Raw genomic sequence first — 21,635 nt, forward strand, 5'->3', positions numbered from 1 at the left:
TGTAGTGAGTGTTTCGAATCTTGGTCTATCAAGATGGATCACTTCGATTTTATTGACTGAAATTTTAACCGCACCTTGGTTAATTGCACTCGTGATCATTCCCCAACAATATTCTCACTTAGTTCCTTTACTTATAGTGAATACTTTGTTCGGAGCTATCATAGGCGGACTGAATAAAATACTAAGAACTCCCGAATAAAAAACCGCGGCAGGGATACGCAGGGCTTTAGTCCTGGCTAAGCCAGGATGAGCGCGAATGCGCGAACCCGTAGTAGCCCGGTCCTTGCGAAGCAAGGAGCCGCCCCAACCCTTTCAAATAGTTGCAAAAAAGTTGCGTTTTTTGGGAAAAAAGGAATTCGAATTTAGGATTTTGAATTTCAAGTTTCTTGCAAATGGAGAAGGATCAAAAATTTTATCTTTAGATGAGTTCGTATTTTTCTCCCGGAGAATCGGAACAGTCCGGAATGATGATCGGTTTGCCTAAGGCCAAAAAAGGCGCGAGGGCGTTGGTAGTTGCCGGCGGAGGAATGAAAGGCTCCTTTGCAGGGGGGGCTTTGTATGCGATCAACCAGGCTGTTCCTTCTACATACTTCGATCTAATTTTAGGAGTTTCCTCCGGCTCCTGTGCTGCGGCCTATTACACTACAGGTTATGAAACGGATCATGCTCATGGCCTAAAGATATTGGACATTTGGAGAAAAGAACTCACCGGAAGTCAATTGATCTCTTTTTTGAATCCTTTCCGCGGTAAAACTTTTCTAGATCAGGAATATCTAATAGACTATTTGTTCGGAACTAAATATAGACTTCCTTCCGAATATTTGGAGAAGAAGGAGACTTCTCCTTTTTATGTGGTCGTCACGAATCTCGCGAAAGCAAGAGCGGAATATGTAAAAGCGACCGCTTCCAATGTCCTAAATTTATTGAAGGCTGCGACTTCCTTACCGATCGCCACCAGAGGAAAATGGAAACTGGGCGGGCAATACTACGGAGATGGAGGGATCTCCGATCCGATCCCAGTGGAGTCGGTGATCCAAGCCGGTTATAAGGACATTACGATTGTCTTAAATAATCCTGAGGATGAATTTTCTGATCCGATCCCAGGTTTCCAAGGATGGCTTTCTTATCCATCGAATAAAAAACTTTCTCATATGATCACTAAGGTGCATCATACTATGTACAATCGCGCGGTCCGGATCATACATTCCCCTCCTAAAGGTGTTAAGATCAGGGTGATCTCTCCGGAAGAGTCCGAATTGAGCATGGTAACCACTAGTGCCAAACTTTTGAATCGCTCCGTTACAAAAGGAATGGAAGCAGGACAAAGATTGGTTGCAAACATGATCGCCGAAATTTCGGAACTGAAGAACAAATCCAAACTTTTAAGAAAACTTTTGCTTCCTACGATCCGACCGGAAGAAGGCAAAAGTTGATCTCTAAGCGGCGTCCGCAAATCTGATTTTTCTTAGATCTTCCTTTCTTTTTAATTCGAAAATCGCGAAGTAATAAGCTTTTCGAACGGAATGTTCGCTGAGTCCCAAATACCAGCCTATCTTTTTGAAACTTTTTCCTTCGGTTACGGACCCGGAGATTTCTAATAATTGGCTTCTGGATATTTTCCATCTTTCTAAATTTTCAAAACGATGGATCTGCATATTTTGGTAAAGTCTGGAAAGTTTTTCGCTTAGCTCTTTCTTTCTAAGCCAGGATTTTCTTTCTTCTTCTATATCTTTTGTGTAATAATCCCTGAGTTTTACTTTTTTCTTTTTGAGTTTAGAGTGGAATAACCTGGATTCCTTTAAACTCAAAGGGATCCTATGTTTTAGTTTGAGAATAAGACTGGAGATCGGATCGATTTCAGAAAGGATGTTTCGGACCAGAAGAGATGTTTCGTCGGTTTGGTTTAATATCTCTTTTGTGAATTCGGACCTTGGATCGTAAAATCTTTCGAATCCATCCGATAAAATCTCGCTCCGATTCAGCCGAATTTCTTTTCTTCTCTGGTTCCATATTAAGTTTTTTGTATATGTTGTGAAAAACGCAGGGAAATTGGAATAACCTCTCTTCTTGAATAAATGTAATACTTCTTCCGCATCCAAAACCAATTTCAGGACGATCTCCGAACAGGAATCTTCGTCCAAACGGTATTTCCCTTTGGCAAGCGACCAAACCCATGGCCAAGCTTCTTTTAAAAAATTTTCGGAGTTCCCTTCTCTATAATAAAATTCGACAGAAGAGATAAGTTTTTTGTCTTTTTCGGATAATTTTGTCATGATCGGATTTCGATCATTGTAGATCCGATCTTCTACAAATATAAAAATGGAACCGTTCGCCTTAGGTCCGGTTGTGGGAGCTAAGACGAACTTTTTGGATTTTTTTGCATCTAAATAAACCCGGTCAGAGAAGAAGGTTCCCGGGAAAAGAAGCACCTGATACGAATATACTTTTTAAAAAATCTGCAAATTAGGAGCCTTAATTAAGGAGTAACGGCGAACAATTAGTTTGACTCATCATCAAAATCAACTCATTCTGCAAATTCTATGTCAGAATTAACCCAGAAAATAAAACGAATCTCAGAAGTGATCATTTCGGAAAAGACAATAGCTTTTATTTTCGTATTTCTAACGATATATGGTTTTTCTCTTAGATTCTACGGACTAACTGATCAGAGCCTCTGGTTTGATGAATTATTTTCGACAATACATAGCAGTAACCCAAATTCCCTATCCGAACTCATAAATGATATCAAGGGCGATGTTCACCCACCTGGTTACCAGATCCTTCTATATTATTGGATCAAAATTTTCGGAGATTCTGATTATTCCGTCCGATCACTATCCGCAAGTTTTAATATTCTATCAATTTGCGCGGTCTCGGCTCTGTATTATTATAACATCAAAAAAGACAAACTGATATCTCTTTCTCTCGGTGCAAGTTTATCAGCCTGTTCCATACTTTTATGGTATAGTCAAGAAACCCGCTCCTACTGTATTTTAGCTTCTTTAGGAGCTATAGGAATTTTATTTACAGCAATTTATGAGAGAGAGGAAAAGAAAAATATAAAACCAATTGCAATTTCTTTATTCTTAGTTTTATTATTGGAGGCTTGGACACATTATCTCGGCTTAATATGGAGCGGGTCCATTATTATTACATCTTTAGGATACAATATTTTCCGAAAAGACCTTCGAAAAATTACATTTTGGTTTTTAACTGGAGTTTTCATTGTAATTTCTTACGTTCCTTGGATTTTATATAGCATTGCAGAGAGCAGTAAATTAAGACCGATGGGGCATATTCCGCCTGCCGGATTCTTTTTTCCATTTACCTCAATGTTTCCATTCTTCGGAAGAGGATTTATTATTTATTTTCCAATATTATTATTCTTAACAATAAGAGAATTCATCTATTTTAGAAAGAACTCTTCCTATTTATTTCTTTTTTCAATAATCTTTCTATATTTTGCTATCCTGTTTTCGCTGCAGATTTTCGTAAATCTCCCAATGATCAATGAAAGAAATACGATTATAGTTTCTGCAGCGTATATTATATTATTATCCTTAAGTTCAGAATTAAATGAAAAATATAGAAAGTTTTTCTATATTCTCTTAATTTGCGCCAGCGCCCTACAGCTACATGATTTCAAGAAATATACCAAAAAAAACCTTAAGAAAGAAGATTATAAAAATACATCTATCGAGGCATTAAACACAAAAAGAGATCTGGAAACTAAAAATAAATCCCAACTTTTTTTCGTGTCTATTCATCCAGATCTTCAATCTCATTACTTGCCAGGCGAAAAAATCGAGAAATGTGTGGCAAACGATGAGTTTCATAATAAAGATAAAACCCAGGGATCTTACATAATTTATCTTTGGGGCCATCTTGAAGGAAGTTTCACGAACAACCCGACCAGACATTGTATATTTACGAAGTATGAAATCGTAAAGGAAGAAGTCTTTTATCATGCAGGATTTGTCCTATTAAAGAAAAAAATCTAAAGACCATTTTTTCCAGAAACGTTCCCAGTAATGCGAGACAAACTAAAAATATTCCGATGTGTATGGAAATAGATACGTTTCGGTCCTAAAATATTTGGGAACCAATGTAGAAATTAGATAGGTCCCATTTTCAAAACAAACTCTCTCAAGAGGACAAACATTATGAAAAAACTGATATTACATTCTGCATTAGTATTCTCATTAACAGGCGCAGTTTTTGCGCAACCAAGCGGTAGACCGGGAGGACCTCCAGGAGAAGATCCCTGCAAAACGGAAAGACAAACTTATTGTAAAGATTCCAGGCCAGGCCATGAAACAGATCGTTGTCTCAGAGAATACATGTCCAAATTATCAGAGACTTGCAAAAATCATGTAAACGAAATGATGTCTCGCTTTGAAAAATTCAGGTCGGCTTGCGCTGCTGACGATGAAAAATTTTGTAAGAACGTTGAACGTGGACCTGGCCACATGAAGTGTATGAGAGAAAACGAAAGTAAGTTATCTGCTGCATGTAAAGCGGCTCTTCCGCCTCCACCGCCCAGAGGAAGGATGTAGGTCTTCAGTATCCATATAGGGATATAAGGGCAAGGAGTTACTTCGATACGGCCTGTAAATTTTTTCCATTACCTTTGTATCCCTATCCAAATAGTTTAGGACCGCTTTAAACTTTTGAAATTCCCTTTATGAAAAATGGATGACCAAATAATTCTTCCAGCGTGAATTGGACATCCTATGTCCCTCGTTTTCAGAATCATCTTGTCAGTTTTGACTGTCATTATTTTCAACCATTGCCCTGAACCGCGCACATTTGGAAATTTTATCATAGCGAACCCATTAAATAAAAAGCCTCCCAGCCAACTAGAAGATATAATAATATTCAGAGAAGCCTTACCACCAGGAATTCGGAAAGGATATAGCGGATTTTATGAAGTAGAAGACAAATATAAAAGTAAAATTGAGCTCATCGGAAAAATTGAAGTAGAGCTTATAGATGGGTTAATCATGAAACCAGGTTCTCACCCGGTCCCTTATTTTATCAAAATCGAAGAAGAAGGCGGCTTAGGTAGTTACTGTAGGTACAACCCGTTAGTATTATTACCAATCCCCGGATTTAACATCTTAAATCCGATTGCCTGGCCTTGCGCAGGAGTAACGAATTACGCGGATAATACGGAAAAATCGGTAATATACAAAGAGAAGGTAAGAGAAGAGATCATACGAAAACTCGCTTCCGAAAATGGCGCGAATATAGTTTTTATGTTTAAAGTCAAGGGAGACATGGAAGTAAATATTCTTTCTTCAGTGAATCATGACACAAAAACCTCCCAGCAAAGCACTATTGTGGGTCGAAGAACCTACTGGGAGATCCATGCTATCCATGTTTCTGACAAAAGTTACTTCAAGACTAAATAACATACTTTTTCAGCGGACTTATCCAGGGTTCCGTTAGGCCGGCAAAATCCCAGGATCGTACTCATTCGTAGGCAAAGGAGTACATCCCGGGATCTTACTCCAGTCCGGTTCGTCTCCTATATGGCGGTATTGATGGGACCAGAGAATTCTATCCTTCAAGACTAAAAACACTCCGGGCATTCTTAACAAATGCCTGCCTTGGACTCCGTAGAAATTTCCTTTTGCAAGAGCGCGGACTGCACTTACCCAAACTTCCGGGCCAGCTAATTCGATTAAGTTCCCCTCTTGTACTCGGATCTGTTCATAATAGGAAGCGCTCGGATTTGATATTGCCTTTGCCTCCGGCCAGAATCTGGAAAAAAATTCGTCCCCTTCTCTCACTGAATCAGGATATACAAATAAAATCGGTGGGAATGCGGCCATTTCGGAACTGAAAACTCTAAGGTCTTCCACAGTTTCTCTGCAAAATATACAACCAAGATGCCGTAAAAAAACGACCAGACTAGGTTTTTGAGGAAGATTGTCCCCGAAACTTGGGCCGGTTAAATTTCTTCCTTCGACCTGGGATTCCAAAATTTCTTTCGGTAGGAATTTCATCTCTCTTTCAAATCTTCTACGATACCGGAAAGGAAATCGATTGCTTTTCTAATCCTTAGACGAATTTCTTTCTACAATGGATTTGCATCTTGTAGACATTATCATCTCTCTTCTGACCCTCACAGCAATGGAAATCGTTCTCGGAATTGATAATATTGTGTTTCTTTCCATAGTAGTTGGTAAACTCCCAAAAGAACAACAAGCCAGTGGACGAACTATCGGCCTCGTTGCAGCCTTAGGTTTTAGGATCGGACTACTACTTACCGTAAGTTGGCTTGCGAGTCTCACAAACGGACTCTTCCGAGTGGGGGATTTTACGGTCACGGGAAGGGATCTTATCATGCTAGGTGGAGGACTTTTCCTGATCGCTAAAAGTACGAGTGAGATCCATCACAAAATGGAGGAAGGCGAAACTGAGTTGGACACCGGCTCCTCTCCTTCTTTTTTCAATGTAATCGTTCAGATCATCATACTGGACATTATTTTTTCGGTAGATTCGATCATTACCGCAGTCGGACTTTCGGGAAATCTGATGGTCATGGTCCTTGCAGTGGTCATTTCACTTTTGATCATGTTGATCTTCTCCGGAAAGGTAAGTGATTTTATCAATGAACATCCGACCATGAAAATTTTAGCCCTTTCGTTCCTGATCATGATAGGAGTCATGCTATTTGCCGACGGCCTACATTTCCATATTCCAAAAGGGTATATCTATTTCTCTATGGCATTTTCGCTTCTTGTCGAATTCATAAATATGCGGGTTCGTAAGGCAAATCAATCCCCTTAAGAACTTTGGAATTGATCCTTGCTTTACGATTCCAGATCGCCCAACTCAGATTATAAAGTGGAGAAGACCAAAAGTTCGGAAGAATATTCCCGTTCAGTGCAAGTTCCAAAACTTGGGTCCTCCATTTTCGATAAAGTTTATCTGCTTCTTCCGAAGCTTCTTTAGTGATCGGATCCAGGGAGAAATTCCGACTTAAACCCAGGGTATATTCTACTTTTTGAATATATTTTTCCTGCTTCTCCTTTAATTCGGCGCTAAAGATGGAAGTAGCCTTGTCGTAATTTTTTAGACAAAGCCGGTACAAAATTTCATGATTCCACCAAAGAGAAGCATCCGGATTGACTCCGGGTTGTACGATATCTCCTTCTGAAAAAGTTTTTCCGGGAATGGAGAAAGGAATAAAAACGGACAAAGAAGGAATGGAACAACCTGTCGCCCAAAATTGAGAATAGACCGGATTGATATCCAGTTCCGCAACAAAGGAAGAGGTGGTTTGGTTCGGAGATAAAGGACCTCCAGCATGAAGACATACCGAACCCATCCCGGATTGAGCGGGAGAATACCCTAAACTTTTAGAAGGAAAACCTCCTTGGCTGATAGAAAGTGGGGTACTTCCTTTTTCTTTTCCCTCTAGTCTTAGGATCTGCATCGCTTCGGCAATACCTAACTTTGAACCGAAAAATTTTCCTCCGTTAGAAACTATCTCTCTTCGGACTTTACACTTACTGAAACTAGTAAAAAGAGAATCCGAAAAAGCTTCTTTAAAGGAAAAGTTTTCTCCCTTCTTCAACCAACCTTTTGCTCTCGCAAAATCGATCGCATGAGAATGAAGACCGTCGTAATCTGATCCTAAGGTCAAACCGTTAGAGATCGCATAAAAACCCTTGATCTTCTTCCAAGCCCAATATCTGTCCGCGGTCTCCAAAACATAAGCTTCTTTAGGATCGGCGATTATAAAACTATTATGATAAAAGAAATCCCGATTCGTATAGCCGCCGCATGCATCTTGGCCGAATCTTTCCAAATATTCTATGATCAAATCTCTTGCTTCCGCAGCTGTGTCGGAACGTTCCAATCCCAAGCGTAATAGATCCATTCCGGTAAGACCGTTATTCTTCTTTTCGATCTTTAATTTGGTAAATACCGCCTCGTTACCAATCACTACTCCCTTGGAATTCGCTCCCATCTCCGCTCCCCACATATGAAGAGGACGAGAGATCAAAATCTCTCTGGACTTTTTAGAACTGGGAACATCTATAAAGGTGAGTCTTTGCTGGCTTTCCTTGGAAGTTCTTTCAGGATATCGCACCAGACATTGGGGTTCATTCGGTTCTCTATCGGAATTTTTTCCGAAGATCATTTTTCCCGAAGAAGTGGAATCCGGAGTGGCTACAAAAGTATCGCACATAGGCAGGAATCGTAACTCTTCCTACAAGAAGAGCAAGATGTTTTTTTAGTTTAAAGTACTTCCAAATACAACATGGTCATATCGTCTTTAGGCGGAGAAGAATGTAAACCCAGTACAGCTTCTCCCAAAGAATCCAAAAATACTTTGCCTGAAAGAGAAGTATAATCCCGGATCAAATCCAAAAATGCGTCATAGCCGAAAAATTCTTTTTCTTTATCGTAAAACTCGAACATCCCATCCGAGAACAATAAGACCCGATCACCCGATTCAAGTAAAACTTCGTAATCTCGATTGAACAGTTTTGGAAGTGCAAGTAGTACGGTTCCCTTTCCGGCCAATTCTCGGACGGAACCGTCTGACTTAATTAGAGCCGCAGGATGATGTCCAGCGTAAGAATAGATTAGACATTTTTTATCCCGGTCCAATCTCATATAAACTGCAGTGATAAAAAATCCGCCAATCATAGTCATCAAAGACTCATGGATCAAAGTTAAACCCCTAGAAGGACTTTCCGCAACTGGAGCTATACTTTTAAAAGCCATCACAGCCATAGCGGAAACCATTGCGGCGGAAACTCCATGTCCAGCAGCATCCGCGAAAAAAAAATCCAGCTCTCCTTTTTGACCGAGATCGGTTTTGATCAGATCCCCGCCCACACTTTCCAAAGGTTTAAAATAAGAATGGATCCTGAAATTTCCTGCTTCCGGAAATTCAAGATCTACAAGGCTTTTTTGGGTCTTCTGAGCGATCGATAGTTCTTCTTCGATATTGATCTGGAATTTTTCCATCTGTTCGTCCGCTTTCAAAAGAGTTTCGAAAGTTCTCATTCTGAATCCGATCACTAATACGGATAAAATGGAGGATGAGATAAGTCCGAAATAATACATTCCTACATCGATTTTAGGATTTTCCACATGCATTCCAACAAAGAACGCTATAGCGATGAAAATAAGAAGGACCGGGATAAGCACTCTACGATTATTAATAGAAACCCCGGTGCTGAATACGACGAGTATCAATCCGAAAAGATAGCCTAGATACAAACCATTCACATACAAGAGATAAAAAGAATGGATACTCATTACCGCAAAATGGAAGAGCAAGACCGATTCGCTGTATTTTTTAAAATTTTCTAATTTAAAACTTAAGAAGAGAGAAATACAAATTAAAGTAACATGAACTGCCCTGATCCATTTCGGATCGGAAATTCCATTTTCTGCAGGATCGCCTAACAACAAACCGAACCCTGCGAAAAAAATAAATAGGAACATCGCGAAACGAAATCGCGAAAGAGATTCCTCGGATAAAAATTCTTTTAGGCTAGTTATTACCGGCGTTTCATTTGTTTTGTTGGAAGAATTGTTCCCTATAGACATCTGGAATTGCCGCCGGTTTACCGGTAGAAAAATTAAACCATAACAGCTCCGCTTTTCCAGTCAACACGCATTCCCCTGCTTGATTCCACATGGAACAAACGATCGAAAAAGATCTATTCTTAACGGATTCCAATTTCACGGAGATATCAATCGTTTCCGGAAAACGAACCTGCTTTCTATAATCCATTTCTATATGAGTCAGGACTGGTCCGCCTTCCATAGGTTTTTGAGGAGATTCCCAAAGACCCATATCATCGAAGAATGAAGCCCTAGCAGTTTCAAAATATCTTGCATAGACCACATTATTCACATGGCCAAAAGCATCCATATCTCCCCAGGCCACTTTTTGCTGAACACTGTACGGGTATCTTTCCGGTTTAGACATAGAGCTAGAAAATTAGAAGAGGCTTATTCCGGAAAGGAAAGAATTTATATTGCTAATTGATTTATCTTTCAAATCAAAGCAGAAGGGATTTTTCTTTGGAATCCACACAATTCGGAAAGATACAAAATCTAACTCAGGAATTTTTCAAAAACTTTTCATATTTCTGCAAAGCTTCGACGCTAAGTAATAACCCCGCCTAGTGCGCAAGCAATCACTTCGGTCCGAATCTGTTCCCAAATATTTAGCCAATCCAAAGAGCCCGCCTTACACTTTGCTATTTTTTCAAAAACTGTTTATAGTTTTGTAGGGCGTCCTTATACAAATCCTGTGGGACCGACTCTTCCAAAACGGAAAGAAAAATCCCAAACTCTGATAAAAGAGGCACTACTTCTATTTCTTCTTTGCCATCCGAAATAAAAAAAGCGGACTTTTCGAATCGAACGGATTTGATATCGCGCCAAAATATCTTTTTATGTTTTCTGAAAACCCCTTGAGACAAGATGGAATCCTGCTCCAGTATGATTCTATAATTTTTACAATATAGCACAAGGAGTGTCCCGATCAAAAAAAGAATAAAAGACACGAAACATAAGATCGGCTCGGGAAAACGGAAGATCCCGTTCTTCTGAAAATTAAAATAAATGTCCCCGGAAAGAACGATTGGGACCAATAAGATCAAAAAGAAACCCGCGAATCTATAAAATACGGGAAGCCTCAAATAACGTTTCTTATTCTTTTGAAGCCGATCCGTATGTTTTATAAAATATTCGAATGTATACGTAAGAGAAAAAGCGAATGCAGACCCAAGCGCTAAAACCAGGGCAGCTTCTCTCGTAAACCATTCTATATTTATAATATTCATGATCTAATACAATTGCAGTGGAAGGTTGCCTGTAAGCCGGATTTTGTACTCTTTCGAGCGATGATCATTTATCTTGGTCTTTCAGTTACCGAAAAGACTCTTTGCTCTCTACCCGCGGCCCTGCAGAACCAACGATGGCCGCCTATTCGAGATTGCACCCGGGAGGGTTTACATTGCCCGCCTTTTCACAAAAGCGGCGGTGGGCTCTTACCCCGCCATTTCACCCTTACTAGAAAACTAGCGGTATATTTTCTGCTGCACTTTCCATATCCGGTTTCTTACGATCCCGAACTCCGGGAATTACCCGGTCCCGCGGTTCTATGGTGTCCGGACTTTCCTCACAAACTTCCCGAATGAGGGGAAATCCACTCGATCAGAAAAGAAAGCGCGACCATCCGGCAGACCTTCCAAAACGAGTTTGAAAGAATTCCATGGAAAGGCTATCTGTTTTTTAATCTCACGCAGAGACGCTAAGCCGCAGAGCAAATCAAACTCTGCGTCTCCGTGCCTCTGTGTGCCAATTTTGTAGCTAAAATGTAAAAGGCTTTCTTTCCATATTTTGCAACCTTCTACGCTAACAAACCTCATATTAAACAATGTCATCCAAGAAAAGCTCCGTGCAAAAGCCCCATCCAGGAAGTTCCGAAAAAGCCAGAAAAGCATTACGCTGGTTCGGAAGGCTCTATGGATCCTTATTTTATAAAACAGAAGTTTACGGATTAGAAAATATACCAGAAACCGGAAGTGTCCTAGTATTGGCCAAACACCAAAGAAACGACGATATTCCCTTAGGACTCGCAAAAGCATTATATCATAGAAGAATGGACATCTGGGCGATCATGAAAGACTCACTCGCCTCTCCTATCTACATGGATTATTTCCTGAAATGCGGAGGAATCCCTCTCAATAGAAAGGAACCCAGAAAAAGTAAGAACGATCTGTTATTTGCCAAAAAAGTACTGGGCGAAGGCAATATGCTCGTGATCTTCCCGGAACAAACCACCGTTCCATATAAAATGGGAAAAGGCCGCCCTGGTGGATTTAGATTCATAGTAGGAAAACCGGAAGAACCTCTGGCGGTTCTATGCCTGGGATTGGAATACAAGCCAAGAGGTTTCTTGCGTAGGACCAGCTTTACTGTCCGTGCAGGAAAACTCAGATACCTAACTGCCGATATGGATCCGGAAGATTTTCTCCACGATTGTATGCACGAGATCGCAAGCCTGACAAATCTCAAATATCCGTTCGAGCAGGCTAAAAAAGCAGCAGATCCAGAATTAGAAGAAATTATTGGCTAAAATACAAAATGCTCTGTGGCTTTGCTCCTCTGTGTGAGTAATAAACGCGACAGTGATGCGAAGGGCTTGTCCGGCTCCGCCGGATGAGCGCGAATGCGCGAACCCGTAGCAGCACGGTCCGAGCGAAAGCGAGGAGTCGCCCCCAACCCTTAATACCTTCCTAACAGGGTGGAAGGAACTCCTTACACCCCTCCCCATATACATCCAGAACCCGAAAGGCTATAGTGATGCCAGGTTTCCCGGAAATTTTCAGGTTTTAGAAATAAAAAAACAGAAAAATCCCAGGAACTTGGCACGGGGCTTGCACTATATTATACAAAGCCTCGGCTGGGAGATAAAAAGATGAACAAATTAATTAAAATTGCCCTAATTTTAAGCATCTCCACTGCAATTTATGCAGAACCTGAAACCAGTGTGATCGAAAGTTCGCTCAAGAACTATACACCGGAGTCAGATACCCAGCTGGCAAATAAGCTTACTGCCCTGGGAAGCCTAAAACAAAAAACCAGGGACTACGAAGGTGCAATCGCTTTTTATGACCAGTCCTTGGCTGTGAGATCAAAAATCGGCGATAAAGAAAGTGCCGGATACGCTCTGGTCCTTTATCTAAAATCTATCTCCGAATTCCGTCTCGGCAAATCCTGCCAAGCCTTAGAGAACATTAAAGAAGTTATCCATGTATACCAAAAGATTGGTGACCTTGATTCCGCTCTTCACGCAGAGGAAGAAGGTCTTAAAAAATACCAGGAAGCATGTAGCCTGGCTTTTGCGAAACAGCCAAGCCTGACTCTAAACAAGGACTAAGAAGCACTAGGAAATCATCCCATCTCTAGTTCTAACTTCCCTGGTCCGCCCCTTTCGGGGCGGGCGCTTTTTTTGATTTGACTCCGATTTTTTCCATCCTAATCTTACAGGAATTCCTGGGTTGGGATGACTCCCTTTCTTTCCCCGTCCCAAAATATGTTTCTTTAGTTTTTTCTGATCTGCATTCTTGCTATGATAAAACTTTGAGAAGCCAATAAATAGAATTCCGCGGAGGGCTTTACATGAAAATCGTTTTTAATTGGAAAAACTTAGATCATTCCGGAACGGCAGAAGATTATGCCGAAAAAAAATTAGAACGAGTCTCTAAATATATACAAAAATTAGTATCGATGGAAATTTCATTTGAACAGGTGCATGGACTCATCAGCGCTAATTTAAATTTAGCAGCAGACGGAACTAAATTTAACGCACAACATGAAGACAAAGATATTTATGCCTGCATTGATGGCTTGGAAGACAAGATCGTAAAACAAGTAAGTAAGCATCACGATAAAAAAGCCGCTCATTGATGGACCAAGACAGGAAGTACGAAGAAGCGATAAAACATTTATCCGAAGGAGAGTTCGAACTCTCCCGAAACTTATTCGATTCCCTATTGGAAGAAGATCCGGAAAACCCCGAGTATGCCTCGGGGTTTTATATTTCTTCCTTTTGGGACCATAGGATTGATCGGATCCATCTCACAAAAGAAGGAAGAGAAAGAACGGGACTTCTATTAGAATTCCTAAAAGATTTCGATTCTGTTTACAAAAGTAAATCATTTCTAAAGGAACTCTCTTATCACTCAGCAATGAGTTCCATTCTACAAGAAACTACAGACCAAGTGCGTATCGCTCTTAGGAAGGAAGGTATACAATCTCTTTCTCCAGGTCTGATCGCGGAGCTTGCTTATAGGCTATTACTTGCAGAAGATACAGATCTTGCTTCCGAAGTACTAAGGGACTCTTCCGGGTTGGAAAGATTTTCTCCCGAGCTATTATTTTTCAGGGCTGAATGTACATACTTAAGCGGGCAACATTCTCAGGGACTTTTGCTTTACAGGGAAGCATTCCTAAAAGAGCCGAGTGCTATCCGACTGGAATCTGTTCGTTCGGAGCCTATCTTCTCCGCTATCCAGATCCTAAGAGAAGAATTTAAAGAAGAGGGTGAGCTGAAAGAAGCATTGCCCGTTCTTCTATTAGAAAGAGGTGTTTTTAAAGAGATCCGCAAAATGAGCGACAAAGAATTGGAAGCATATCGTTCCGAATTGTTTAGGCTCAGGGATTCTTTAGGTCTACGAAAAGGCGGAACTGAATTTAAGGTAAAATGTAGAATGATCCAACTCTGCTGCGCCCTACTCGATTCTAGAACTTCGATCCTTTACGGGGAAGTAGCCCAAGAGGCAAAACGTATCCTGGATTCTTTAGATCCGAATTTGTATCATAAAAGACTTAAGGTATGAGGCGAAGTGCTTATTATCTCACGCAGAGGCACAGAGTCGCTGAGTTTTTCCGGATTCGAAGTCCCAAACCTTCTCTGCGTCTTCGCGTCTCTGCGTGAAAATTGTAGCTAACTACTTAGAAGTAGATTCCAGAACGTGGCGGATCTCTTGGGCCGTTCTATAATCACCCTTTTCGATAAAGTATTGCTCTAAAGAACCTAAGGTCTTATGAGCTTGGGGATTTTTGGAGATCTCCAAAAGATGACGTGAATTCAGATCAACATCCACTCTTGCGGAAGAAGGAAGGTCCACGAATTCGCGGTCTTCGCCTACGGTTAGGGTCCCGGATCTTTCTGCCAAACTTGTTTCATTGGAAGAAGAAAAGCGACCTACTGTAACTGCAAGAACTAGGATTGCGAGGGCTGCGCTGAGGGAGTATTGGAAGGAGCGGTTCCAGACAAAACTGCGGGAGAACTTGGACCAAGAAGTTTCTTCGTCGAAGCGGACATCTTTGAGTAGATTCTCTAATCTAAGATTGAAGTCCTTGGAGAGGTTGATATCCTTCATCTGTTCCGTTCGCAGTTCGGAAACTGCTCGAACCAGAGAGTTTTCTAATTTAACATGATCCGGATCTTCCTTCTGAAAAATTGAGGAGAATCCGAACTTCGTTCCCTGTTGTTTTGTCGTTTGTTTTTCCATACCTTACTACCTAAAAAAGCCTTCGCCCTTCCCATCCTTCATAATCAGATGTTTCAAAAATTCCTTTGCCTTAAAGAGCCGGCTTTTGACTGTTCCGATATTGGTTCCAAGGATCTCCGCTATTTGTGAATAGGACATTTCCTCGAAATACCTGAGCTCGATGACTTCTTTGTATATATCCTCGAGTTCGTTGATTTTGTTGATTAGATAGTTGCTCTCGTCGGAAAGTTCTACTTTTTTTTCGAAGCTAATACGATCGTCAGTGACCTGGAACTCGGAATCATCCATGGAATTCTCCCTGGCCCTCTTTCTTTTGGCCAGAAGGTCCTTGGATTTATTGACCACGATCCGGTACAACCAGGTATATACCCCGGATTCGGCCCTAAAATTGCGTATAGAGCGATATCCTGAGATCAATGCATCTTGGACTATATCCTCTGCATCGTCCCCGTCTTTTACCATGGAGACAGCTTTCCTATACAATCTTTCTCTATAAGGGCCGGTTAGCTCTATGTATGCCTTGTCATCCCCTTCTTTGATCCGTTTTAGAAGTTGGATTTCTTTTTCTCTTACGGTTTGTTTGCGTTGAGGATTGTCGGTTTCGATCATTAGAAGCCTTTACGACATAGGTAGGCTCTTTGCCGGCCTTTGCAATAAAAATATGACGTAAGGAATTTTACGGTCACGTATTCGATTTTTGGACTTTAACCTTCTAAGGAAAGATTGATGAGTATTAAAGACTCTGTAAGTTCCAAAGGATCTCGGAACCGAATTCCGTATAAGAACTTTTGTTTGGAGTCCACCTGCTTAGGGATTTTCCAAACTACGTCTCCTAAAAATTCCAAACGTTTGCCGGTCCTTCTTTCGATAACTGAACCTTCGATCGGAATGGAACCTGGCAGATCTTCTCCGCTCATTAATATACAAATACCGGATTCGGAGATATTGCCTAGTTTTCCTTCTAACGTGATGAGTCCGGAATCCACCTGCACGATGTACTCGTCGAAATCTCTGGGATAAAATCTGGGACTCCTAGGTTTTTGGCCGGGCTCACTCATCGATAAGGGTTCAAATTAGAAACGAATTCGGCAAGTGTCCAGCGTTTTACTTTTTTCAGAAGTCGAAGTAGATAAAAGGGATCTCTCCGTCAGGACTCAAGATCGCAAAACAAAATGCGATCAACGGATAAAGAGAAAATTCCAACCAAGCCGGGATCTTAAACTCTTTTTCTTTTTCGTAAATAAGCCAACCAAGATAATGTCCAATGATCACGCAGAGTATCGCAGGAATACCTTGCTTTAACATATAAGGTCTAAGTTCTCCGCTTTGGTAGACATACATTCCGTGGATCATTTTCAGAGCGGATTCTATATTTGCGGATCGGAAGATCACTCCAAAAGTGACCGCCACTGAACTTGCATATAAAACTCTAACAGGCGTTAATGCCTTATTCCAAGAATCCGAAATTGTCAGGTTCGGGAACCATTTCGCTTTCCATTCTTTTAATACAGATTCTATTAATAGAAATCCGCCTTGGATCGAACCCCAAATGAGGAATGTCCAATTGGCCCCATGCCAAATCCCTCCCACGAACATCGTGAACCAAACATTAAATCTATGACGGAAGAGCCCTACACGATTTCCACCCAAGGAAATATACACATAGTCTCTAAGCCAACTGGAAAGAGTGATATGCCATCTTCTCCAATGTTCCGTGACGGATTGAGAAATATAAGGCATCCTAAAGTTTTCAGGCAGCTTATAGCCTAAGAGAAGAGCGGCAGAATATGCCATATCTGTATAACCGCTAAAATCGCAGTAAACTTGCACCCAGAAAAGAAACGCACCCAACCAAAGCGCTTCCGTAGAATATGCGTCCGGATTCTTAAAGATAAGGTCCGCAATCGGAGAAATATTATCCGATAGTACGACTTTCTTAAAGTATCCCATTAAAAAATAGCGGATCGCCTTTCTAAACGGTATATCTTCTAACTTCTTCTCCGTTTGTAACTGAGGTAAAAAACTTTTGGCGGTAACGATAGGTCCCGCAACCAACTGCGGGAAGAAGGAAACGAATAATGCGAATCTTATAAAGTTCTTTTCGGATGGGATCGCTCCCCTGTATACATCGATCGTATAACTCAAACTCTGGAATGTATAAAAAGAGATCCCTACAGGTAAAACTATTTTAAGAATGGGGAATAAACTCGGAAAACCTAAAGTGTGCAAAAGTGCATTCAGATTCTCGCTTAAGAATCCGTAATATTTAAAAAATCCTAAAATGAATACGAGGTTCAGCACCAAGCTGATTACGATCATCCTTTTGCGGAAAACTTGGTCCTTTGATTCAAAGATCAGATCCGCTAAAAAGAAATCTATGACGGTGGATAATAAGATGAGACCGCCGAATTTCCAGTTCCAGCTCATATAGAAGATATAACTCACGATGAGAAGGAAGATATGGATGAGTGATTTGCGTAATTTTGGCTCCGGTATAAGTACCGGTAAAATATACCAATGGGTTACGAATACGAAGGAGAAAAAAAGAAAAAATTCTAGTGTGGGAAAGATCACGTAGGTTCCCTAAATCAATGGGCATTCGCCCTTAAGAACGGCTTTATTGTTATAATCCGTCTTTCGGTCCAGAAATATCGAGACTGGAACTAGGTCAAGGGATTCTCTTCCATTTAATAGATCAGTTTAGGCAGTGAATTTTTCAGTCAAGATTTTGTCCTACAAAACAAAGGAAGAATGTAAATCTCTTGCAAGATTTTTTCCATACTTTATTCGTAGTTTCGCATTCCATTCATATAAAGGAGTTCCGTTTTCAATGGTGAAAAACGTATTAAAAAAAATTATCCTGACCTTGGTACTGGTAGGAGCTAGCTTCGGTTCCTTGGCGAACTGTTTCGGAAAATTCGCACTTGTAAGAGTCTTTTACAATGCTAACGACGGGATCAATGTAGGCGGTGGCCTTCTTGCAAAAATCGTAAAAACGGTTCTATTCTATATTCCTTTCGGATTTTTAATGGCAATCGGTGGATTTATCGACTTTATTCTTTTCAACTTGATCGAGTTCTGGTCTGGAAGCAATCCGGTAGGACTAAACGAGTATGATAAAGAAGGAAGATACGCAAAATCTTTCGAGCAAGATGGAGAAAAACTGACTTTAGTTTACACAGAATTCGGTTCCAGATTGGATCTAACTGCTGTTTCTAAAGAAGGAAAATCCGAAACTCTGACTGCTTTCCGCTCTCAACCCGGAAAATTTTTCGTAGAGAGAGAAGGACAACTTTCCGAGATCGAAGTTACTTCTCAATCGGTAGGATCCCAAGTTATTTTAAAACTTACCGAACAAGGTAAATTAAAATCTTCTAAAGTAGTAGAAGCTCAAAGTTTGCAAGATCTTCAATTGAGAGCTGCCGAATCTCTTTAATATAAAAAGCCCGGTCTATCCTTTAGACCAGGCTCCAAAAGATCCGCTCAGGTTTTATGGGCGGGTCACTTTCCTATATATCTACTTTCTATCTTTAAAACTGAATTTTTTCCGAGTCCACGTTTCGCAAACCATCTTGGATTTGCTTCCACTGCATACATTACCTTTTGGGTAGAATGATACAGAACTTGTGTTTGGTTCGGGGCCATTTCGTATACATCAACGAGCTTCTTATCTTTTGAGAAATAACCTATGCTCAAAGGAATTAAGGTATTTTTCATCCAAAAAGATAAATGGTCCTCCGTCGGAAAGATAAAGATCATTCCCTCATTCTCTCCTAACTTTTTGCGGAACATCAATCCTCTTTGTCTGGATTCGTCTGTGTTCGCCACTTCGACAAGAAGAGCATGATCTCCGATGTAGATCGTGGTCTTTTCTAAGTATAGGGGAGAATTGTATTCTCCCCAACCTGCCATCGGAAGACAGAACAGAACGGAAAGTAGAATGAATCTGAATATTTTCATGAACCCTTAAAAATTAGGAGGACGTTTTTCTAAGAATGCTCCCATTCCTTCCTTGGATTCCTTTCCGGTGAATAGATTTGAAAATTCTTTTTTCTCCAATTCTTGTCCTTTGGATAACTGCATATCCAACCCATTTAGAATGACTGATTTTGCCGTAGAAACCGCAATAGGTCCTTTTTTTAGGATAGATTCCGCGGTCGCTTTTGCCGTGGAGATCAGATCTTCTCCGTCTTTAACAAGTTTATTTAATATACCGATGCGATAAGCTTCTTCTGCACCGATCATATCTCCGGTAAAAATAAGTTCTGCCGCTCTACCATAACCGATCAATCTTGCAAGTCTCTGGGTTCCACCGAATCCAGGGATCAGGCCTAAAGAAACTTCCGGTAGTCCTAATTTTGCTTTTTCAGAACCGATACGAATGTCGCAAGCAAGTGCAAGTTCAAGTCCCCCACCCAATGCGAAACCGTTCACTGCTGCAATAGAGACTAATCTGCTTTTTTGGATCCGATCAAATGTGCTCTGGCCCAAAGACGCAAATTTCTCCGCTCCGCCTGAATTCAATTCTTTCATCTTAGCGATGTCCGCTCCGGCAACGAATGCTTTTCCTTGTCCGGTGATAATCACTACGCGAATGTCAGGATCTTTTTCTAAATTATTGATCTCGCTAGTTAATTCGTTTAATAATTCTTCGTTCAATGCGTTTAACGCAGAAGGACGGTTGATCTCAAGGATCGCCAGCTTACCTTCTTTTTGCAAATTGACCAATGATTCGCTCATGTATTTACTCCATCTCGATGATCAGGAAAAGTGTGTCGTCCTCGAATTCAGCATCTCCGAAGAATGCCGAGAGTTCGACTTGGACGGCTTCTTTAAACTGTTTTAAATCGGTAAAAGACTTATTTCTGTTCAGGATTTCAATTAGGCCTTCACTTCCAAGCTGTTTTCCTTGCGGATTTCGATTCTCTATCAACCCGTCAGTGTATAAAAATAACCTTTCGGCAGACCGGATCGGTAAAGAAATCAGTTCCGCGATCGGCCTTTTGATCCCGAATCCTAATATACTACCAGTGGTTTCAATTTCCCTAAAGTCGTCCCCATTTTGGGAATGCATCAGATAGGGATGCCCTCCGTTTGCAAAGTGGATCTCTTTGGAAATAAAATCGAAAAATATATAAACTGCGGAAGCGTGATGGGACTTGAACTGTCTTAAAAGAGTCTCGTCCAAATATTCCAATAATCGAACCGGATGGAGTTTCAGACGATAAGGCATGGTCGCAACCATAATCTTTATAAAGGAAGCGACTAACGCGGAAGCGATCCCATGTCCTGCGATGTCCGTTAAAAAAACTCCAGTATTCCCTTCCCTTAATTGTATAAAATCGTAAAAATCGCCGCCGATCTCGTTAGGAGTGGATCTAAATACTTCGTATTTAAATCCCTTAATGCTTATATCTTCCGGAAATAATGTCTCCTGGACTTTTCTAGCGATCTGAAGTTCATGCTGTAAAAACCTATACTCGGAATCCAGCTCGGAAGAGATACGGACCAACCTTCTTACGATCACTACTATAGTAGTCCCTATCAAACTTAAGATCAGATAAACCACATCCGGCACGAATAAAACCAAAGGGAATCCTGGAAGTGGGCCGTTCTTGAGTTTAAAATAGATAAAACCTAAGTGTAATACGATGGAATAAGCCGCAGTCAAAAAGCAGCCTTTTACCTTGAGTCGGAACATTTGGAATAGGACCAAAAATCCGACGAGTAGAAAATAATTATTATAAAGTTGTAAACTATGAAGATCGTCGAAACTGTAAAAGGATTCGTTTAAGATCAACATCACTAAAAAAGTAATACTACAGTTCGTGCCGTGAATCACTGCTGGAAGGTATTTTCTTTGAAAAGAAAGGACCAGGCTAAGAAGGTTTAAGCTTAATATCAGTCCGAAATAGATAGTTCCATGAGGAGAATTCCGGATCTCGGGAATTAAGGCTAAAAAATAGACTAAGAAGTGAAGGAAAAAAGCGAGGCGAATGAATGACTGATCTATACGGACGAAGTCTTTCCAGGCGCTTACTTCCCTGTAATTAAACTCGGTTTCCAGGAAAGACCAAGGATTGAGTATTCCAGCTTTTTTATTGGATAGATTCATCTAATATAAATTCGTAAATTTCCGATCCGTTAAATCTGATCTTCATATTGAAGCCGGACTGAAGATATCGGTCTAATTTTTCCGCCAATTCCAAACCTTCTTTAGAATCCTTTATATTAGAATAATAGAAAGCGGCTGATTTTGATTTATAATTATACGGAAACCTTTCGTTAATCAGTAAAGTTACACGAAATCCGCCGGGTCTTGTCTCTAGAACGATATGACTTACATCCTTTCGATTCAAGATCCTTTCGTCAATAGGGAGCTCCCAAGGATTGGTAACATCCGAAAAGATCGAGACTCCATAAAGAAACAAAGCGACTATCCATAACAAGAAAGAAGTCCGAGGAAATCTACAAGCGTTATAAAAAAAGACGTCGGTCTTCATGAGAGACAGGCACAAATCTTACAAAGGGCGTATGAAATGCAAATCAATATCCCTATCTTTC

General features: G+C 40.6%; 25 protein-coding genes and 1 other RNA gene (1 of these 26 running past the window's edge). 11 read left to right on the plus strand and 15 right to left on the minus strand.

All coding sequences use genetic code 11. From position 1 onward, the window contains the following. Both LEP1GSC185_RS12950 and LEP1GSC185_RS12955 read left to right on the plus strand, forming a co-directional pair. Positions 1 to 199 carry the 3' portion of a hypothetical protein gene (locus tag LEP1GSC185_RS12950; RefSeq protein WP_010514385.1) on the plus strand. Its footprint begins 149 nt before the window's first position, so the window shows 199 of its 348 coding nt (coding positions 150-348); the start codon falls outside the window, past its left edge; it ends in the stop codon at positions 197 to 199. 223 nt (positions 200 to 422) lie between these two features. Then, positions 423 to 1,433, plus strand: coding sequence for a patatin-like phospholipase family protein (locus tag LEP1GSC185_RS12955; protein ID WP_008596951.1), 1,011 nt, complete (start codon positions 423 to 425; stop codon positions 1,431 to 1,433). 3 nt (positions 1,434 to 1,436) lie between these two features. Here the strand turns inward: LEP1GSC185_RS12955 and LEP1GSC185_RS12960 are convergent, their stop codons facing one another. Next, entirely contained in the window at positions 1,437 to 2,429 is a 993-nt protein-coding gene (locus LEP1GSC185_RS12960; RefSeq protein ID WP_008593563.1) for a hypothetical protein, read from the minus strand. Between the two features lie 111 nt (positions 2,430 to 2,540). Here LEP1GSC185_RS12960 and LEP1GSC185_RS12965 point away from each other — a divergent pair, with 111 nt between their 5' ends. From LEP1GSC185_RS12965 to LEP1GSC185_RS12975, 3 genes are all read left to right on the plus strand, one after another. Next, complete coding sequence (locus tag LEP1GSC185_RS12965; RefSeq protein ID WP_008593654.1) at positions 2,541 to 4,001, plus strand: glycosyltransferase family 39 protein; 1,461 nt, start codon at positions 2,541 to 2,543, stop codon at positions 3,999 to 4,001. A gap of 162 nt (positions 4,002 to 4,163) precedes the next feature. Continuing rightward, positions 4,164 to 4,556 carry a hypothetical protein gene (locus tag LEP1GSC185_RS12970; RefSeq protein ID WP_008595177.1) on the plus strand — a complete coding sequence of 131 codons (393 nt, stop codon included), beginning with the start codon at positions 4,164 to 4,166 and terminating at the stop codon, positions 4,554 to 4,556. Positions 4,557 to 4,733: 177 nt separating this feature from the next. Next, complete coding sequence (locus LEP1GSC185_RS12975) at positions 4,734 to 5,414, plus strand: hypothetical protein (RefSeq protein WP_008594031.1); 681 nt, start codon at positions 4,734 to 4,736, stop codon at positions 5,412 to 5,414. Between the two features lie 33 nt (positions 5,415 to 5,447). Here LEP1GSC185_RS12975 and LEP1GSC185_RS12980 read toward each other — a convergent pair whose 3' ends face one another. Beyond that, entirely contained in the window at positions 5,448 to 6,011 is a 564-nt protein-coding gene (locus LEP1GSC185_RS12980; RefSeq protein ID WP_008595488.1) for a SelL-related redox protein, read from the minus strand. Positions 6,012 to 6,087: 76 nt separating this feature from the next. Here LEP1GSC185_RS12980 and LEP1GSC185_RS12985 point away from each other — a divergent pair, with 76 nt between their 5' ends. After that, entirely contained in the window at positions 6,088 to 6,798 is a 711-nt protein-coding gene (locus tag LEP1GSC185_RS12985) for a TerC family protein (protein ID WP_008595739.1), read from the plus strand. Here the strand turns inward: LEP1GSC185_RS12985 and LEP1GSC185_RS12990 are convergent. The 5 genes from LEP1GSC185_RS12990 to rnpB all read right to left on the minus strand — a co-directional run bounded on the left by LEP1GSC185_RS12990 (position 6,758) and on the right by rnpB (position 11,237). Next, positions 6,758 to 8,206, minus strand: coding sequence for an acyl-CoA--6-aminopenicillanic acid acyltransferase (locus LEP1GSC185_RS12990; RefSeq protein ID WP_008594337.1), 1,449 nt, complete (start codon positions 8,204 to 8,206; stop codon positions 6,758 to 6,760). The genes LEP1GSC185_RS12985 and LEP1GSC185_RS12990 overlap by 41 nt on opposite strands. A 50-nt stretch (positions 8,207 to 8,256) precedes the next feature. Next, positions 8,257 to 9,477, minus strand: coding sequence for a PP2C family protein-serine/threonine phosphatase (locus LEP1GSC185_RS12995; protein ID WP_232298513.1), 1,221 nt, complete (start codon positions 9,475 to 9,477; stop codon positions 8,257 to 8,259). Positions 9,478 to 9,544: 67 nt separating this feature from the next. Beyond that, a complete protein-coding gene (locus LEP1GSC185_RS13000) occupies positions 9,545 to 9,967 on the minus strand; it encodes an acyl-CoA thioesterase (protein WP_008594846.1) in 423 nt (140 codons plus the stop codon). Between the two features lie 274 nt (positions 9,968 to 10,241). Beyond that, positions 10,242 to 10,829, minus strand: a complete 588-nt coding sequence (locus LEP1GSC185_RS13005; RefSeq protein WP_008595126.1) for a hypothetical protein — start codon at positions 10,827 to 10,829, stop codon at positions 10,242 to 10,244. Between the two features lie 16 nt (positions 10,830 to 10,845). Then, positions 10,846 to 11,237: RNase P RNA component class A (gene rnpB / locus LEP1GSC185_RS19595), an RNA gene on the minus strand. A gap of 188 nt (positions 11,238 to 11,425) precedes the next feature. Here rnpB and LEP1GSC185_RS13015 point away from each other — a divergent pair. The 4 genes from LEP1GSC185_RS13015 to LEP1GSC185_RS13030 all read left to right on the plus strand — a co-directional run bounded on the left by LEP1GSC185_RS13015 (position 11,426) and on the right by LEP1GSC185_RS13030 (position 14,393). After that, a complete protein-coding gene (locus tag LEP1GSC185_RS13015) occupies positions 11,426 to 12,127 on the plus strand; it encodes a lysophospholipid acyltransferase family protein (RefSeq protein WP_010514379.1) in 702 nt (233 codons plus the stop codon). A 342-nt stretch (positions 12,128 to 12,469) separates the two neighbouring features. Beyond that, complete coding sequence (locus LEP1GSC185_RS13020) at positions 12,470 to 12,931, plus strand: tetratricopeptide repeat protein (protein WP_008593666.1); 462 nt, start codon at positions 12,470 to 12,472, stop codon at positions 12,929 to 12,931. Positions 12,932 to 13,173: 242 nt separating this feature from the next. Next, complete coding sequence (hpf, locus tag LEP1GSC185_RS13025; RefSeq protein ID WP_008593876.1) at positions 13,174 to 13,461, plus strand: ribosome hibernation-promoting factor, HPF/YfiA family; 288 nt, start codon at positions 13,174 to 13,176, stop codon at positions 13,459 to 13,461. Further along, on the plus strand, positions 13,461 to 14,393 hold the full coding sequence (locus tag LEP1GSC185_RS13030) for a hypothetical protein (protein ID WP_008594869.1): 933 nt from the start codon (positions 13,461 to 13,463) through the stop codon (positions 14,391 to 14,393). Before hpf ends, LEP1GSC185_RS13030 begins: the two co-directional genes overlap by 1 nt. 111 nt (positions 14,394 to 14,504) lie before the next feature. On the opposite strand, the gene LEP1GSC185_RS13035 is transcribed toward LEP1GSC185_RS13030, so the two are convergent. The 4 genes from LEP1GSC185_RS13035 to LEP1GSC185_RS13050 form a co-directional block, all read right to left on the minus strand. Then, positions 14,505 to 15,071, minus strand: a complete 567-nt coding sequence (locus LEP1GSC185_RS13035) for an LIMLP_12425 family protein (RefSeq protein ID WP_008593645.1) — start codon at positions 15,069 to 15,071, stop codon at positions 14,505 to 14,507. Positions 15,072 to 15,077: 6 nt separating this feature from the next. Then, positions 15,078 to 15,680 carry an RNA polymerase sigma factor gene (locus tag LEP1GSC185_RS13040; protein WP_008595323.1) on the minus strand — a complete coding sequence of 201 codons (603 nt, stop codon included), beginning with the start codon at positions 15,678 to 15,680 and terminating at the stop codon, positions 15,078 to 15,080. 95 nt (positions 15,681 to 15,775) lie between these two features. Continuing rightward, positions 15,776 to 16,129 carry a PilZ domain-containing protein gene (locus tag LEP1GSC185_RS13045; protein ID WP_008594167.1) on the minus strand — a complete coding sequence of 118 codons (354 nt, stop codon included), beginning with the start codon at positions 16,127 to 16,129 and terminating at the stop codon, positions 15,776 to 15,778. 55 nt (positions 16,130 to 16,184) lie between these two features. Next, positions 16,185 to 17,645 carry an MBOAT family O-acyltransferase gene (locus tag LEP1GSC185_RS13050; RefSeq protein WP_008596902.1) on the minus strand — a complete coding sequence of 487 codons (1,461 nt, stop codon included), beginning with the start codon at positions 17,643 to 17,645 and terminating at the stop codon, positions 16,185 to 16,187. A 256-nt stretch (positions 17,646 to 17,901) separates the two neighbouring features. Here LEP1GSC185_RS13050 and LEP1GSC185_RS13055 point away from each other — a divergent pair, with 256 nt between their 5' ends. Then, positions 17,902 to 18,507, plus strand: a complete 606-nt coding sequence (locus LEP1GSC185_RS13055) for a DUF3332 family protein (protein WP_008593496.1) — start codon at positions 17,902 to 17,904, stop codon at positions 18,505 to 18,507. Between the two features lie 65 nt (positions 18,508 to 18,572). Here the strand turns inward: LEP1GSC185_RS13055 and LEP1GSC185_RS13060 are convergent, their stop codons facing one another. From LEP1GSC185_RS13060 to LEP1GSC185_RS13075, 4 genes are read right to left on the minus strand one after another with little or no spacing between them, the layout of a single operon-like run. Beyond that, positions 18,573 to 19,031, minus strand: a complete 459-nt coding sequence (locus tag LEP1GSC185_RS13060; RefSeq protein ID WP_008594938.1) for a DUF192 domain-containing protein — start codon at positions 19,029 to 19,031, stop codon at positions 18,573 to 18,575. 6 nt (positions 19,032 to 19,037) lie between these two features. Next, on the minus strand, positions 19,038 to 19,811 hold the full coding sequence (locus LEP1GSC185_RS13065; RefSeq protein ID WP_008593810.1) for an enoyl-CoA hydratase/isomerase family protein: 774 nt from the start codon (positions 19,809 to 19,811) through the stop codon (positions 19,038 to 19,040). Between the two features lie 4 nt (positions 19,812 to 19,815). Beyond that, positions 19,816 to 21,186: a PP2C family protein-serine/threonine phosphatase gene (locus LEP1GSC185_RS13070; protein WP_008595226.1), complete on the minus strand. Its 1,371-nt coding sequence runs from the start codon at positions 21,184 to 21,186 to the stop codon at positions 19,816 to 19,818. Further along, positions 21,170 to 21,574 (minus strand): hypothetical protein, encoded by a 405-nt coding sequence (locus LEP1GSC185_RS13075; RefSeq protein WP_010514365.1) that lies wholly within the window; start codon positions 21,572 to 21,574, stop codon positions 21,170 to 21,172. The genes LEP1GSC185_RS13070 and LEP1GSC185_RS13075 overlap by 17 nt, the downstream gene beginning before the upstream one ends. Between the last annotated feature and the right edge of the window lie 61 nt (positions 21,575 to 21,635).

This window comes from Leptospira licerasiae serovar Varillal str. VAR 010, assembly GCF_000244755.1.
Lineage (GTDB): Bacteria > Spirochaetota > Leptospiria > Leptospirales > Leptospiraceae > Leptospira_B > Leptospira_B licerasiae.

Bases quoted from the DNA above. Each gene is read 5' to 3' on its own strand.
- LEP1GSC185_RS12955 (WP_008596951.1), top strand. From the start codon at position 423: ATGAGTTCGTATTTTTCTCCCGGAGAATCGGAACAGTCCGGAATGATG.
- LEP1GSC185_RS12965 (WP_008593654.1), top strand. From the start codon at position 2,541: ATGTCAGAATTAACCCAGAAAATAAAACGAATCTCAGAAGTGATCATT.
- LEP1GSC185_RS12970 (WP_008595177.1), top strand. From the start codon at position 4,164: ATGAAAAAACTGATATTACATTCTGCATTAGTATTCTCATTAACAGGC.
- LEP1GSC185_RS12975 (WP_008594031.1), top strand. From the start codon at position 4,734: ATGTCCCTCGTTTTCAGAATCATCTTGTCAGTTTTGACTGTCATTATT.
- LEP1GSC185_RS12980 (WP_008595488.1), bottom strand. From the start codon at position 6,011: ATGAAATTCCTACCGAAAGAAATTTTGGAATCCCAGGTCGAAGGAAGA.
- LEP1GSC185_RS12985 (WP_008595739.1), top strand. From the start codon at position 6,088: ATGGATTTGCATCTTGTAGACATTATCATCTCTCTTCTGACCCTCACA.
- LEP1GSC185_RS12990 (WP_008594337.1), bottom strand. From the start codon at position 8,206: ATGTGCGATACTTTTGTAGCCACTCCGGATTCCACTTCTTCGGGAAAA.
- LEP1GSC185_RS12995 (WP_232298513.1), bottom strand. From the start codon at position 9,477: ATGTTCCTATTTATTTTTTTCGCAGGGTTCGGTTTGTTGTTAGGCGAT.
- LEP1GSC185_RS13000 (WP_008594846.1), bottom strand. From the start codon at position 9,967: ATGTCTAAACCGGAAAGATACCCGTACAGTGTTCAGCAAAAAGTGGCC.
- LEP1GSC185_RS13005 (WP_008595126.1), bottom strand. From the start codon at position 10,829: ATGAATATTATAAATATAGAATGGTTTACGAGAGAAGCTGCCCTGGTT.
- LEP1GSC185_RS13015 (WP_010514379.1), top strand. From the start codon at position 11,426: ATGTCATCCAAGAAAAGCTCCGTGCAAAAGCCCCATCCAGGAAGTTCC.
- LEP1GSC185_RS13020 (WP_008593666.1), top strand. From the start codon at position 12,470: ATGAACAAATTAATTAAAATTGCCCTAATTTTAAGCATCTCCACTGCA.
- hpf (WP_008593876.1), top strand. From the start codon at position 13,174: ATGAAAATCGTTTTTAATTGGAAAAACTTAGATCATTCCGGAACGGCA.
- LEP1GSC185_RS13030 (WP_008594869.1), top strand. From the start codon at position 13,461: ATGGACCAAGACAGGAAGTACGAAGAAGCGATAAAACATTTATCCGAA.
- LEP1GSC185_RS13035 (WP_008593645.1), bottom strand. From the start codon at position 15,071: ATGGAAAAACAAACGACAAAACAACAGGGAACGAAGTTCGGATTCTCC.
- LEP1GSC185_RS13040 (WP_008595323.1), bottom strand. From the start codon at position 15,680: ATGATCGAAACCGACAATCCTCAACGCAAACAAACCGTAAGAGAAAAA.
- LEP1GSC185_RS13045 (WP_008594167.1), bottom strand. From the start codon at position 16,129: ATGAGTGAGCCCGGCCAAAAACCTAGGAGTCCCAGATTTTATCCCAGA.
- LEP1GSC185_RS13055 (WP_008593496.1), top strand. From the start codon at position 17,902: ATGGTGAAAAACGTATTAAAAAAAATTATCCTGACCTTGGTACTGGTA.
- LEP1GSC185_RS13060 (WP_008594938.1), bottom strand. From the start codon at position 19,031: ATGAAAATATTCAGATTCATTCTACTTTCCGTTCTGTTCTGTCTTCCG.
- LEP1GSC185_RS13065 (WP_008593810.1), bottom strand. From the start codon at position 19,811: ATGAGCGAATCATTGGTCAATTTGCAAAAAGAAGGTAAGCTGGCGATC.
- LEP1GSC185_RS13070 (WP_008595226.1), bottom strand. From the start codon at position 21,186: ATGAATCTATCCAATAAAAAAGCTGGAATACTCAATCCTTGGTCTTTC.
- LEP1GSC185_RS13075 (WP_010514365.1), bottom strand. From the start codon at position 21,574: ATGAAGACCGACGTCTTTTTTTATAACGCTTGTAGATTTCCTCGGACT.